This is a genomic window from Nocardia sp. NPDC004278 (assembly GCF_053602975.1).
Genome location: NZ_JBSGEQ010000008.1, coordinates 91,843 through 104,666, shown reverse-complemented (window position 1 = coordinate 104,666; position 12,824 = coordinate 91,843). Strand labels below are relative to the sequence as shown.

Genomic DNA, 12,824 nt, shown 5'->3' with positions numbered 1-12,824 from the left:
TAACTTCAAGCGGGAACAGCGACGCGCAAAGGATGCGTGAGTGGACCAGATGACCCAACAGCCGTCCGACGACTCCGAACACGCCACTCCAGAGCCACCATCCGAAACCGACACCACCGTGGTCCCCTCGCCGCTAGCCGAAGCGAACGGCGCGGGCTCCGGCTTCGTCGTCGTCGCCAATCGGCTCCCGGTCGACCTCGAGCGACTGCCCGACGGCTCCACCCGATGGAAGCGCAGCCCGGGCGGTCTGGTCACCGCGCTGGAGCCGGTGCTCCGCAATAACAAGGGGGCCTGGGTCGGCTGGGCCGGTGTTCCGGATGTGGATATCGACCCGATCATCGAGGACGGCCTGGAACTGCATCCGGTGCCGCTGTCCGCGACCGAGGTCGCCGACTACTACGAGGGCTTCTCCAACGGCACGCTGTGGCCGCTCTACCACGATGTGATCGTGCGCCCGGTCTACGACCGCGCGTGGTGGGCCGCCTACGTCACCGTGAACCGGCGCTTCGCCGAGGCCACCGCAAAGGTCGCCGCCGAGGGCGCCACCGTCTGGGTGCAGGACTATCAGCTGCAGCTGGTGCCGAAGATGCTGCGCATGCTGCGCCCCGATCTCACCATCGGATTCTTCCTGCACATTCCGTTCCCGCCGGTCGAACTGTTCATGCAGATGCCGTGGCGGACCGAGATCATCGAGGGCCTGCTCGGTGCCGACCTGATCGGCTTCCATCTGCCCGGCGGCGCGCAGAACTTCCTCTACCTGGCGCGCAGGCTGGCCGGACAGCCCACCTCGCGCGGTACCGTCGGCGTGCGCTCCAAACTCGGCGTCGTGCAGGTCGGCTTCCGGACCGTGCGGGTCGGCGCATTCCCGATTTCCATCGCATCGGCCGAACTCGATGAGCATTCGCGCCGCCGCTCGGTGCGCGAGCGGGCCGCGAAAATCCGTGCCGAACTCGGCAATCCGAAAAATATCCTGCTCGGCGTCGACCGCCTGGACTACACCAAGGGCATCGATATCCGCCTCGCCGCGCTGGAGGAACTGCTGCTGGAGGGCAGGCTGGATCCGGCCGAAACCGTCATGGTGCAGCTGGCCACCCCGAGCCGCGAGCGGGTGGACAGCTATATCCAGATGCGCGGCGATATCGAGCGTCAGGTCGGGCGGATCAATGGCGAATTCGCCAGGGTCGGCTATCCGGTCGTGCACTATCTGCACCGCCCGATCCCCCGCGACGAGCTCATCGCCTTCTTCGTGGCCGCCGACGTGATGCTGGTGACGCCGCTGCGCGATGGCATGAATCTGGTCGCCAAGGAGTACGTGGCCTGTCACAGCGGCCTCAACGGCGCTCTTGTGCTGAGCGAATTCACGGGCGCCGCAGCGGAATTGCGACAGGCCTACCTGTGCAATCCGCACGACCTCAATAGCGTCGAGGATGCCGTGGTGGCCGCGCTGGAGGACGATCGCGATACCCGCCGCCGCCGGATGCGCTCGCTGCGCCGTCAGGTGCTGGCCCACGATGTGGACCGCTGGGCGCGGGCGTTCCTGGAAGCCCTCGCTCAGGGCCAGGTCGCGGGCAGCGCGCTGCTCACCGACGACGATGTGTTCCCGGAAGAGCGTGCGCCACGGCGCTGACCCACCACGACAGAGCGAGTCCGAAGAGCGAGGGTTCGCGGCCGAGTCATCGAAGCGCATGCGACAAGGTCGCGAGTCTCGACGGCTCGGACGCGAGGCCCACCCGGCGCCCGACCACCACCCCTGATCGAATCGCTACGCGATGCTGAATTCGGGGCCACAAACACCTCGCACGCTAGAGCTCACAGGAATCACCCAGCTAAGGTCCAGACAGTTCCCAGTCGATTGCCGCACTATGAAGCAATGAGTGGTGTGCCTGCGGAGACCACGCCCGAGGCTCGGGTGCTGGTGGTGGACGACGAGCCGATGATCGTGGAACTCCTATCGGTGAGTCTGCGCTACCAGGGCTTCGCCGTGGATACTGCCGTCGACGGAGCACAGGCATTGGACAAGGCGCGCAGCTTCCGGCCGCAGGCGCTGATCGTCGATGTGATGATGCCGGGGATGGACGGCTTCGGACTGCTGCGACGCCTGCGCGCCGACGGCATCGACGCGCCGGTGCTGTTCCTCACCGCACGCGATGACGTACAGGACAAGGTGGCCGGACTCACCCTCGGCGCCGACGACTACATCACCAAACCGTTCAGCCTCGAGGAAGTGGTGGCCCGGCTGCGAGTCGTGCTGCGCCGCTTCGGTCATACCGCCCCGCAGCGCGAGAGTTCGCGAATTCGGTTCGAGGACATCGAATTGGACGACGACACCCATGAGGTGTGGAAGGCGGGCGAGCCGGTTGCGTTGTCCCCCACCGAATTCACCCTGCTGCGGTACTTCATGGTCAACGCCGGCACGGTGCTGAGCAAGCCGCGGATCCTGGATCATGTGTGGCGCTATGACTTCGGCGGTGAGGTGGGTGTGGTCGAGACCTATGTGTCGTATCTGCGCAAGAAGGTCGACACCGGCGATCAGCGATTGATCCACACCCTGCGTGGCGTCGGCTACGTAATGCGCGCGCCCAATCGCCGCCCATCCGAGAAATGACCACCGCCCGCATCAATCGGATCCGTCGCAAACTGTCACGCGCCGCATCGGCGGTACCGCTGCGGGTGACCCTGGTACTCGCACTCGTATTGCTGTCCGCACTCGGACTATTGGCCTCCGGCATGGTGGTCACCTCCGCATTGGAGAACTCACTGCTGCATCGCACCGATCAGCAGCTTCGCGAGGCGGTCATGGTGTGGTCGCGGCCACGACCGCCGAGCCCGGCGAATCCGCCGCATCCGTCCAGCACCTTCTATGTGCGCATCGAACCGACTCCGGGTGGCAACGGCACCGCCTACCTCGAGACCAGACCGTTCAATGTGGAGGCCGATCCGGAATTGCCGCGCCTGCCCGATCTGCGGCCGACCACGGACCCACCGGGGAGCCGAGTCCTGACCAAACCGATGACCGTCGGCTCCAAGAACGGCGCGACGGTCAAATGGCGGACCATGACGGCCGTATCGGCCGATATGACGACAACGGTCGCCATGCCGCTCACCGAGAACATCGACACCGTCAACCGATTGATCATGTTGCAGTTGGTCGTCGGCGCCGCGGTACTCGCCGCGCTGGCGGTGCTCGCCTACTTCGTGATCCGCCGCAGTCTGCGCCCGCTGCGCGCGGTCGAGAAGACCGCCGCCGCCATTGCCGCCGGTGATCTGCATCGCCGAGTTCCGGTGCGCGGCACCAATACCGAGGTGGACCGGCTGTCCCAATCGCTCAATGGCATGCTGGCACAGATCCAGCGGGCCTTTGCCGCGACCGAAGCCTCCGAGGCGGCGGCGCGGCATTCCGAATCGAAGATGCGCCGCTTCGTCGCCGACGCCAGCCACGAACTGCGCACTCCGCTCACCACCATTCGCGGCTTCGCCGAACTGTATCGCCAAGGCGCCACCGCGGATCCGGCGATGTTCATGGACCGGATCGAGCGCGAGTCGCAGCGGATGGGCATACTCGTCGAGGACCTGCTGATCTTGGCGCGTCTGGATGCGCAACGCCCGCTGGAACAGGACCCTGTCGACCTTCTCGCAGTTGCCAGCGATGCCGTGCACAGCGCCCGTGCGGTCGCGGCAGCAACATCGCAGGAGGGCACGCCGCGCCGCATCGAGCTCGAAATCAACTCCGGCGAAGGCACATTGGAAGTCATCGGCGATGACGCGCGGCTGCGCCAAGTGCTGGCGAATCTGCTCAACAATGCCCTCATCCATACACCGCAGGACGCCTCGGTTACGGTGCGGCTGACGCCCGCCGCGGACGAGATCCTGATCGAGGTCGCCGACACCGGCCAAGGCCTGCCCGCCGACGAGGCCGAGCGCATCTTCGAACGCTTCTACCGCACCGACACCTCCCGCGCCCGCGCCAGCGGCGGCAGCGGCCTCGGCCTATCGATAGTGCAGGCCCTGGTTACCGCGCACGGCGGTTCGGTCACCGCCGCAAGCACTCCCGGAACAGGCACTACTTTTACCGTGCGCATTCCGCGCTCGACGCGGTGAGCGGCAACGGCATCTGTCGCGCGTCCCCCAAGGGGGGTGGCATCAAAAAGATCGCAAGACTGCACGACGGCAAGGTGGGGCACCGGGGAAGCCGAACTACTCTGCACCGTCCGCCCACCTCGCGAAACCAGCTGAGCGCGAATCAGATAGGTGTGACCGCCGAGACGAGCCAGTGCCCGCCATCCTTGTCCAGACTCACCTTCACCCGGCTGGTGCTGATATTGGCTTGCGGTGCATCCTTGCTCGTAGTCACCTGATTCAGGTACAGCAGCACCACCGCGTGCGCGGATTCGGCGGAGACGACACCGCTGGCCTGAGTGGTGGCCTGGACGTTGAGTTCCTTCTCCTTGGCGCCCGGTGCGATGGCCTCCCTGATCAGCTTCAGGTAGTCGTCGCGAAAGCTGCCGGTGAGATTGTCCGCCGCCTTGGGCAATTCGGCGTCCACCGTCTTGAAGTTGTAGGTGAACATCGCCTCGACGGTGCGTTGGGCGGCGGGCACCACCTGAGTGCGCGCCTGTTCGCTCTTGCGATCGTTCCAGTACTTGTATCCGGTGACCCCGCAGACCGCCGCCAACGCGACAATGACGAGAGCGACGGCCGACGCAACAACGACTCGCCTGCGCGCACCCGTCACCTGACCGCCATCCTTCACCGAATCGCTGCTCGATGCTGCGTTCATGCTACGAACTCCACCTGTGAGGCGGTGATCCCGTTATCGCCGCGGGTGACGGTGACCCGGAATCGGTAATACCGCGTCTGCGGATCCGCCATGCCCGCATTGGTCAGCGTTTGCTTGGCGGCGACCAGCACGCGCGCCGAATCCCCGTCCTCGCTCTCGATGGCGGATTCGATGATCTCGCCGGTGGCCTTCACCTTGGCCTGCTCGACCACGCTCGCGTAGGCGTCCTTGCGCTGCGCGTATTCGGCCTTGAGTTCGCCGGAGGCCACCGACAGGACGCGATCGATATCGGCCTTTGCGGTGTCGTCCTTGATGGTGGTGAGATTGAGGATCGCCTGCTTGGCGGTTTGCGTATAGTCCGCGCGCCGCGCATCGCGCTCGGCGGCGCTGTGCAGCTGGTAGGTGAAGAATCCGGTGGACACGACCAGCGCGATCGCGATGAGCGCAGCCGCGGCGGCCACGGCGACCAGCAACCGGCGCGGCGGGCCGGACTTCGGCTCGGCATCGACCGCATCGGCCACGCTGGGGATCTCCAGTGTGTTCACGGGTTCGGAATCCGCGGCCTCGCTCGCGCCGTCGGCGGCCGGCGCGGCCTTTTCGGACTCGACCGTCACATCGGCCGCGGCCGCCTTGGACAGCTCGACCCGCTCGGGGACCTCCGCACCGTCGTCGGCCTCGAGTTCGAGGGTGTCCGGCGGCGGACCCGCCGAACGCACCGCACGTCGCCGGATCCGACTCCTGGCGACACTGGATTCACTCATGGCTGCACCTCGCTACGCTCGGCTCCGCCATGAGCGAAGCACGCTGTGTCGATGATTCGCTCGCTGCGCTCACTCATTGTTGCTGCTCCTGAAGCATCGCCTGCCAACTCGACGGTATCGTGCCGGATCCGTCCTTTCCGATATCCCCCTGACGGTACGTGCGTCCGTCCGGTCCCATGAACGTCCCGCTGCCGGGATCCAATGTCGTACTGTGCGCCGCCGGGTGGGTCGAACCCTGGTCACCGATCGGGTCGCCGGACGGCGTCACCGGCTGCGGCGCGCCGAACGGCGGGTTATTGCCTTCCGGCACATAGCCGACCGGGTCACGGCAGAGCTCCGGTGTCGGCGCCCGCTTGCCCGGCACCTCCATACACGGCGTATTGCGGATACCGCGCACCGCTTCCCTGGCGTTCTGCGCCACCTTGCAGTACAGGCCGGGCGGGGTGTCCGGGGCGTCGAGCTGGGCCGGTGACCGGCGCTGCTCCGGTGTCAGGAAGCCGGTGGTACAGCCGGGCGGATCGTTGAGTTCCAGGTGGAAGTCGACGACGACGCCGTATTCGACCGGTCCGCGGATGACGGTCAAAAAGGCGGCGGTCAGCGGCGGATAGATCACCAGGATCTGTTCCAGACCGGCGTGGTAGGTCACCCCGACCTGTCCGATGCTGACCAGGTTCGACAGCAGGATCGGCAGCGTCGGCCGCAGATCCTGGAACAGCGAACTCACCTGCTGCGCCGCACCGGGAGTCTTCTCGATGACCTTGCGCAGCGACGGATCATGGGCGCGCAGTTGGTCGGTGACCGTTGCCAGGTCACGGGTCCAGGACCGGATGGCGGCATCGGACTGGTTCTGTGTGTCCAGCAGCGGGCCGATCTTCTCCAGCAGATCCTTGGTCGGCTCCACATTGGCCTGCGCCTCCTGCACCAGCAGCGATGCGGAGTCGATGAACTTCTGCAGATCCGGTCCGGCGCCATTGAACGCCTTGAACGCATCGTCGATCACCTGCCGCAGCTTGGTATCGGCGATACTGGCCAACAGGCGGTCCGAGCGATCGAGCACCGAACCGATGTCCTCCGGCAGCCTGGTGCGATCCACCGGGACCACGGAACCGTCGGATAGGTTGCCGCCCTTGGGATTCGAGACCGGAACCAGATCGACGTACTGTTCGCCGATGGCCGAGACGCTGCGCACCCACGCGTCGACGTCAGCGGGAATCTTGTAATCGCTATCGATGGACAGCTTCGCGTCCACACCCTCCGGGGTGAGCCGAACCTCTTCCACCTTGCCGACATTCGTGCCGCGGTAGGCGACATTGGCGGTCGGATACAGCCCACCGGTGGCGAGCAGCTTGACCGTCACCTCATAGCGGCCGATGCCGAACATGGCGGGCAGCCCCACATAGACACCACCCATCACCACCAGGCCGATCACCGTCAGGACCGAGAAGATGGTCAACTGGATCCGGACGAAGCGCGTCAGTTTCATCGGCCCGCACCGGCCTGTCCGGCGGGCGGAACGGTGAGACCGGGAATCGCGGGCAGACCCGGAATCGGCGGCAGCCCAGGGATACTCGGCGTCGGTGCCGGGGTCGCGGTCGACGGCTGCAGCGGCGCCGTCGCCGGATCGCTATTGCCCTCCGCGGAACCGGCCAGCCCGCCGAGCGCGCCCTCGACCCCACCGAACCGACCGCCGAGCGGGGTGCCGGTCAGGAAGTTCGAATCCAGCCGCTTACCTGTGAGATCGACGGTCATGAGCAGGTTCATGTAATCGCCCTTGACCGCGTTGTCGAGATTCTTCATCGGGAACGGGAAGGTGAATATCAGCCGCATGACCTCGACGAGGCTGTTCCCGGTGCTGGCCAGGGTCTCCAGCACCGGTGCCAGATTCCGCAGATTCGCCTTCAGATCGTCCCCGCCCTGGGTCAGGATCCGCTGCACGACATCGCTCAGATCACCAAGGGCGGTAATGGTATTCGTGATGTTCTCGCGGCGATCGGCGAGCACGGTCAGCGCCGGGTGGATCTGCTCGATGGCCGCGGCCACCCGATCCTTCTGCTGGGCCAGCGTGCCCGCGAACCGGTCGAGTCCGCCCATCGCATCGATGATGTCCTTGGTCTGGGTGTCCAGCGTGGTGGTCAGCTGGGTCAGCTGCGGCAGCAGGTCCCGGATCGCATCCTGACGGCCGGTGAACGCGGCATTGAGTTCATGGGTGATGGTTTCGAGCTGGCTGATACCGCCGCCGTTGAGCACCACCGACAGTGAGGACAGTGTCTGCTCGGTGGTCGGATAGACACCGGCCCGCTCCAGTGGGATCACATCGCCGGCCTTCAGCTCACCCTGCGGGGGAACATCTTTCGGCGCGGCGAGTTCGAGATGATTGCTGCCAAGCAGGCTGGTCTGCCCGATCTTGGCGGTCGAGTTGGCCGGCAGCTTCACATCATGGTTCAGGGTGACGGTGACCAGCGCGTGCCAGCCCTCCACCTCGATCTTCTGCACCGTGCCGACCGTCACGTCATTGACGCGGACCGGCGAATTCCGGGTCAGCGTGGTGACATTGGGCATCTGGATCTTGACCTCATAGGCGTTCGGATCGTTTCCGGCCGCACCCGGCATGGGCAGCGAGTTGAGCCCGTCCCACTGACAGCCACTGACTCCCAGCGCGACGGCCACGCCGATCGCCGCGCCGGCCAGCCGCATCCTTCGGCGTCGCATCATCGCCCTCCTCCCGGAATGGCCAGTCCGGCGATACCGTTCGGCACGGTGACCGGATTCGACTCCGCGACCGGGTCGGCACTGGGCCCACGCGCGGCCAGACTCGGCGGACTGTAGACCAGCTGGTGCGGGAACGCGGTCTGGTTGGAGACCGGATTGGCCAGCAGCGGTGGGTAATTCATCATGAGCTGCTGGATCACCGGCGCCAGGTACTGCCTGCACAGCGCGGCGCTCTGATCGGATCCATTGGCCTCGTTCGCCTCGACCGCGCCGCAGAGGAAGGCGAACGGATTGGCGAAGTTCGGCGCGACGACCGCGCCGGTGAGACTGCCCTGGGCCGGATCGTAGATCTGATAGAAGTTCACCAGAGACGTTGGCCCGGCATGCAATATCTGCTCGAGCTGGGGCCGCTTATCCGCGAGGTTCTGCGTGACCTCGGATAAGCGCTGCACGCCCTCGGTCAGCGCGCCGCCGCGTTCGTCGATGAACCGCTTGACATCACCGACGGCGATATCCAGATTGTCCAGCCCGGCACCGAGATCGCCGGAAACATTCGCCAGCACCGACGATACCGAGGCCAGCCGCCCGCCGAATTGCACGATCTGATCGTTGCTCTTGGACAGCACATCCACGAACTGCTGCAGATTGCGGATGGTGCCGAACAGATCGGTGCGCCCGTCCGACAACGTACTCAGGGTGTGCGACAGCTCGCGCAGGGTATCGCGCAGCGCCTGCGCGTTGCCATTGCCGAGATTGTCGGCGGCGGTGTTCACGAACCGCCCGAACGAGCCCTGCTTGTCATCCCCGACCGGACCGAGCGTCGTTGCCAGCTTGGACAATTCGGTCTTGATGTCATCCCATTCGACCGGAACGGCGGTGTGCTCGATCGGAATCACGCCGCCGTCACCCAACTTCGGCCCACCGGTGTAGGCGGGCGCCAACTGGATGAACCGCGCCGACACCAGCGACGGCGAAATAAGGACCGCCCTGGCATCCGCGGGAATATCGATACCGCGGTCCAGCGTCATCTCGACCCGAACCTTGTCCTTGCCCGGCTCGATCGAATCGATCCGGCCGACCTTGACCCCGAGCACGCGCACGTCGTCACCGGCGTACAAACCGCTCGTGGACGGGAAATACGCGGTGACCGAGGTCTTTCCGATCCGCGACACCAGGGTCCATCCCCCGACGACGACCAGCGCGGCGATGACGACGAGGGCGAGCCCCCGCGCCCACTGCGGCGCGGTACGAATGGTGCGTAGGGCGTTCATCGCGGTGGCTCCTGAATCGCGGGCTCGATCGACGGCAGCGCGGGATCGGTGAGGTAGGCGCGGAAGGAGTCCGGCACATGCTGCGGCCACACCAGTGCGTCGACCAGAATTTGCAGTCCGCGTGTGGTCGCGTTCGAGACATAGGCCTGGAAGTACGGACCGCTGCCGACCTGTTCGCCGAGCGCGGCCGCGAACGGGCCGAGTCCGTCGAGGGCCTTGGAGAGGTTGTCCTTATTCGACTGCAGCAGTGCCAGCACCGAATTCAGCCGGTCCAGGGTGGGTTTCAGCTGTGCCTCGTTATCGTTGACGAATCCGCTCAGCTGTTGGGCCAGCCCGTTCACATACACGATCAACTGGCTGAGCGCGCTGCGCCGCCGATCCAACTCACCGAGTAGCTCATTGCCGTCGACCAGCAGCGCGTTGATCTGATTGCCGCGATCGGCCAGCACCTTGGTGACGTTCTGGGCCCGGCCGAGCAGATCGGTCAGTGCCTTGTCACGGGCGTTCAGGCTGCGCGAGAGCTGAGTGACGCCATCGAGTGCCGACCGCAGCGGGGCCGGGGTATCGGCGAAGGTCGCCGACAGCGCGTCGAGGGTCTTGTTGACCTGATCCATATCCAGGCCCTTGACGGTATTCGACAGATCACCCAGCGCGTCGGTGAGCGAATAGGGCGAGGTGGTGCGGTCCAGCGGAATCGTGTCGTCCGGTCGGGTCGAACCGCTGCCCGACGGCGTCACCTCGAGCGACTTGCGGCCGAGCACCGTATTCGTCTTGATCGCGGCGCTCGTCTTATTGCCCAGCACGATCGATTCGTCCAGGGTGAACCGGACGTAGACCTTCGCACCGTCCAATCGCACCTGCTCGACCCGTCCGGAGCGCACCCCGGCGACCTGTACATGGTCACCGGGCACCAGCCCGCCCGCATCGGCGAAATACGCGGTGTAGGTCGCGCCGGAGCGGATGAACGGCAACCGGTCGACCTGCAGGGCCGACAGCGAGATCGCGATAGCGAGGACAATGCCGATGATGCCGAGGGAGACGGCGCGTGATCGGGTTTCTTTCATCGGTTCTTCGCACACCTTCCCGTTGTCTGCAATCCGGGCAGGGTGATGTGCATCGGCTTACCGTCGGGACCGTCGACCAGGAAGTTCGTGCCGCATATATACATGTTCAGGAACGATCCATACGCACCGATCCGGACCAGCTTCTTATAGGTATCCGGCAGCCGATCCAGCACCCACTGGATGTCGTCGGATCCGTCGTCGAGGGTGGCGGCGAGGGTGCCGGCCTGCTCGAAGGTGGTCTTCAGATCCGGTCGTGCCTGTTGCAGCAGATCGGTCAGATCCCCCGTCGCGCCAGCGATCCGCGGCAGCGCCGCGCCGATCGGATCCTTATCGGCGGCCAAACCGCTGACCAGGCGCTGTAATTCGTCGAGTGTGGTGCCGAACTGCTGATCGCGCTCATCGATCGTGGTGAGCACGGTCTTCAGATTCTCGATCACACTGCCGATCAACGCATCTCGGTCGGCCAGGGTCTTACCGAACGATCCGGAACTGTTCAGCAGCGCGACCAGCGTGCCGCCCTGGCCTTGGAAGACCTGCAGCAGCGCCTCGGTCAGATCGTTCACCTGGGCCGGATCCAGGCCGCGCAGCAGCGGCCGGAAGCCGCCGAGCAGCATATCCAGATCGAGCGCGGGTGCGGTGCGGTCGAGTCCGATGGTGCCGCCCTTCGACATCACCTGAGCGGTACCGGGCCCTTCCATCAGTTCGAGATATCGGTCACCGACCAGGTTTTCGTAGCGGATGGTCGCCTTGGTGCTGGTGTAGAGCCGATACTTGCTGTCCACGTCGAAATCGACATGCGCGAGATTGTCCTTGCCGACATGCACCCCGGTTACGGAACCGACCGGTACACCGGCGATGCGCACCTTGGCACCGTCCAGCATGCCGGACGAACTGGTGAACACCGCGTGATAGCCACTCTCCCTGGCGAATCGCATCTGGCCGAACACCACCACCAGCCCGGCCAGGACCAGCGTCATCACCACCGTGAAGATCGTCAGCTTGATGGTTGTCGCGCGCGCTTTACTGTTCACAGCTGCCCGACCCCCGGCAATCCGGCGAACAGGATCTGGAACACCTTGGGCCCGTTCACATGTGGCGCCGTCGACGGCGTCCACACATGACCCTCGGAGGTATCGGTGACCACGTAGTTCGCGTGGCTGTCCGGCACCCGGTCCAAAATGCCTTCGCAGTGCGGTCCGCCCGTGGCGTTGACCTTCGGCAGATCCTGCGGGTACTGGTAGGGATCGGCGCCGGGCATGAAACTCGCATTCAGCGGCACCGCGTCGAATCGCCCACCGAAGATGTCCTCACCGATCGGGAGCACATTGGCCAGGCCGACGACCAGGCAGTACAGCATGGGCTTGTAGTCGTTGAGCAGCTGGGTGGTCGGACGCAGCAGATCCAGCGCCGTCACCAGCGGGTGTTCGTTCTCACGCAGGACCGAGCCGGTGGTATCGGCCAGTCCGATGAGGTTGGCCAGCATCGCATCGACGTTCTCCTGCTCCTCGACGATCGTCCTGGCCGTCACGGTCGCGTTATCGGTGGTGCGCAGCAGATCCGGCACGGTGTCGGCGTACAGGTTGGTGACGCCGGTCGAGGCGACCAGATCCCGTTGCAGCGCGGGCAGACTCGGGTTGATATCGCGCAGGTAGGCATCGCTGCGGGCGAGCAGATCACCGAGCTTCTCGCCGCGCCCCTGCAGCGCGGTGCCCAGCGCCGACAGGGTGGCATTGAGCTTTTCCGGCTCGATCTTCTGCAGCACATCGGTCAAATGCTGGAACAGCGTATTGAATTCGACGGTCACCGATTGGGCCGTGACGGTCGCACCCGGCTTCAGCGAGGTGGACGAGGCTTGTTCCGGCACAATGAAATTGATGTATTTGGCGCCGAATACGGTGGTGGACTTGATATCCACGGCCGCATTGGACGGAACCATTTTCAGCAGTTCGGGATCCATTGCCAGCGTGAGCCTGGCGCCATTGTTGGTCTGCTCGATTTCCGAGACCCGGCCGATCTCCACCCCGCGAATCTTCACCTTGGCGTCGGGGTCGAGCACCAGACCGCTGCGCGGTGCGTCGACCGTGACGGTCACCGTCTTGGTGAACCCGCCGAAGAACATGACCATCGCGACGGACCCGATCGCGACCAGCGCGAGCACCATGCCGAGCCCGGCCAGCTTCAGCCCCAGCCCGCCGCGCAGTGCCACGCCGAGGCCGCTTCCCGATTGCTTCGTTGCCATACC

General features: G+C 65.3%; 11 protein-coding genes. 3 read left to right on the top strand and 8 right to left on the bottom strand.

What is annotated here, in order from left to right; translation table 11 throughout:
* Window positions 1-49 precede the first annotated feature (49 nt).
* The 3 genes from ACWEO2_RS14790 to ACWEO2_RS14780 all read left to right on the top strand — a co-directional run bounded on the left by ACWEO2_RS14790 (window position 50) and on the right by ACWEO2_RS14780 (window position 4,098).
* Window positions 50-1,627, top strand: a complete 1,578-nt coding sequence (locus ACWEO2_RS14790) for an alpha,alpha-trehalose-phosphate synthase (UDP-forming) (RefSeq protein ID WP_452405920.1) — start codon at window positions 50-52, stop codon at window positions 1,625-1,627.
* A gap of 243 nt (window positions 1,628-1,870) precedes the next feature.
* Complete coding sequence (locus ACWEO2_RS14785; protein ID WP_354959639.1) at window positions 1,871-2,605, top strand: response regulator transcription factor; 735 nt, start codon at window positions 1,871-1,873, stop codon at window positions 2,603-2,605.
* A complete protein-coding gene (locus tag ACWEO2_RS14780) occupies window positions 2,602-4,098 on the top strand; it encodes a sensor histidine kinase (RefSeq protein WP_452405779.1) in 1,497 nt (498 codons plus the stop codon). The genes ACWEO2_RS14785 and ACWEO2_RS14780 overlap by 4 nt, the downstream gene beginning before the upstream one ends.
* Window positions 4,099-4,240: 142 nt before the next feature.
* Here the strand turns inward: ACWEO2_RS14780 and ACWEO2_RS14775 are convergent, their stop codons facing one another.
* The 8 genes from ACWEO2_RS14775 to ACWEO2_RS14740 all read right to left on the bottom strand — a co-directional run bounded on the left by ACWEO2_RS14775 (window position 4,241) and on the right by ACWEO2_RS14740 (window position 12,821).
* Window positions 4,241-4,777, bottom strand: a complete 537-nt coding sequence (locus ACWEO2_RS14775) for a h domain protein (RefSeq protein ID WP_452405778.1) — start codon at window positions 4,775-4,777, stop codon at window positions 4,241-4,243.
* Entirely contained in the window at window positions 4,774-5,538 is a 765-nt protein-coding gene (locus ACWEO2_RS14770) for a hypothetical protein (protein ID WP_452405777.1), read from the bottom strand. The genes ACWEO2_RS14775 and ACWEO2_RS14770 overlap by 4 nt, the downstream gene beginning before the upstream one ends.
* Before the next feature lie 73 nt (window positions 5,539-5,611).
* Complete coding sequence (locus tag ACWEO2_RS14765; RefSeq protein WP_452405776.1) at window positions 5,612-7,021, bottom strand: MCE family protein; 1,410 nt, start codon at window positions 7,019-7,021, stop codon at window positions 5,612-5,614.
* Window positions 7,018-8,250 carry an MCE family protein gene (locus ACWEO2_RS14760; RefSeq protein WP_452405775.1) on the bottom strand — a complete coding sequence of 411 codons (1,233 nt, stop codon included), beginning with the start codon at window positions 8,248-8,250 and terminating at the stop codon, window positions 7,018-7,020. The genes ACWEO2_RS14765 and ACWEO2_RS14760 overlap by 4 nt, the downstream gene beginning before the upstream one ends.
* Complete coding sequence (locus tag ACWEO2_RS14755; RefSeq protein WP_452405774.1) at window positions 8,247-9,518, bottom strand: MCE family protein; 1,272 nt, start codon at window positions 9,516-9,518, stop codon at window positions 8,247-8,249. Before ACWEO2_RS14755 ends, ACWEO2_RS14760 begins: the two co-directional genes overlap by 4 nt.
* Window positions 9,515-10,582, bottom strand: a complete 1,068-nt coding sequence (locus ACWEO2_RS14750; RefSeq protein ID WP_452405773.1) for an MCE family protein — start codon at window positions 10,580-10,582, stop codon at window positions 9,515-9,517. Before ACWEO2_RS14750 ends, ACWEO2_RS14755 begins: the two co-directional genes overlap by 4 nt.
* Window positions 10,579-11,613: an MCE family protein gene (locus ACWEO2_RS14745; RefSeq protein WP_452405772.1), complete on the bottom strand. Its 1,035-nt coding sequence runs from the start codon at window positions 11,611-11,613 to the stop codon at window positions 10,579-10,581. Before ACWEO2_RS14745 ends, ACWEO2_RS14750 begins: the two co-directional genes overlap by 4 nt.
* Window positions 11,610-12,821 carry an MCE family protein gene (locus ACWEO2_RS14740; protein ID WP_452405771.1) on the bottom strand — a complete coding sequence of 404 codons (1,212 nt, stop codon included), beginning with the start codon at window positions 12,819-12,821 and terminating at the stop codon, window positions 11,610-11,612. Before ACWEO2_RS14740 ends, ACWEO2_RS14745 begins: the two co-directional genes overlap by 4 nt.
* Window positions 12,822-12,824: the final 3 nt, after the last annotated feature.

What these genes read in the sequence shown, in the direction of transcription:
- ACWEO2_RS14790 (WP_452405920.1), top strand. Translation starts at nt 50, where the DNA reads ATGACCCAACAGCCGTCCGACGACTCCGAACACGCCACTCCAGAGCCA.
- ACWEO2_RS14785 (WP_354959639.1), top strand. Translation starts at nt 1,871, where the DNA reads ATGAGTGGTGTGCCTGCGGAGACCACGCCCGAGGCTCGGGTGCTGGTG.
- ACWEO2_RS14780 (WP_452405779.1), top strand. Translation starts at nt 2,602, where the DNA reads ATGACCACCGCCCGCATCAATCGGATCCGTCGCAAACTGTCACGCGCC.
- ACWEO2_RS14775 (WP_452405778.1), bottom strand. Translation starts at nt 4,777, where the DNA reads ATGAACGCAGCATCGAGCAGCGATTCGGTGAAGGATGGCGGTCAGGTG.
- ACWEO2_RS14770 (WP_452405777.1), bottom strand. Translation starts at nt 5,538, where the DNA reads ATGAGTGAATCCAGTGTCGCCAGGAGTCGGATCCGGCGACGTGCGGTG.
- ACWEO2_RS14765 (WP_452405776.1), bottom strand. Translation starts at nt 7,021, where the DNA reads ATGAAACTGACGCGCTTCGTCCGGATCCAGTTGACCATCTTCTCGGTC.
- ACWEO2_RS14760 (WP_452405775.1), bottom strand. Translation starts at nt 8,250, where the DNA reads ATGATGCGACGCCGAAGGATGCGGCTGGCCGGCGCGGCGATCGGCGTG.
- ACWEO2_RS14755 (WP_452405774.1), bottom strand. Translation starts at nt 9,518, where the DNA reads ATGAACGCCCTACGCACCATTCGTACCGCGCCGCAGTGGGCGCGGGGG.
- ACWEO2_RS14750 (WP_452405773.1), bottom strand. Translation starts at nt 10,582, where the DNA reads ATGAAAGAAACCCGATCACGCGCCGTCTCCCTCGGCATCATCGGCATT.
- ACWEO2_RS14740 (WP_452405771.1), bottom strand. Translation starts at nt 12,821, where the DNA reads ATGGCAACGAAGCAATCGGGAAGCGGCCTCGGCGTGGCACTGCGCGGC.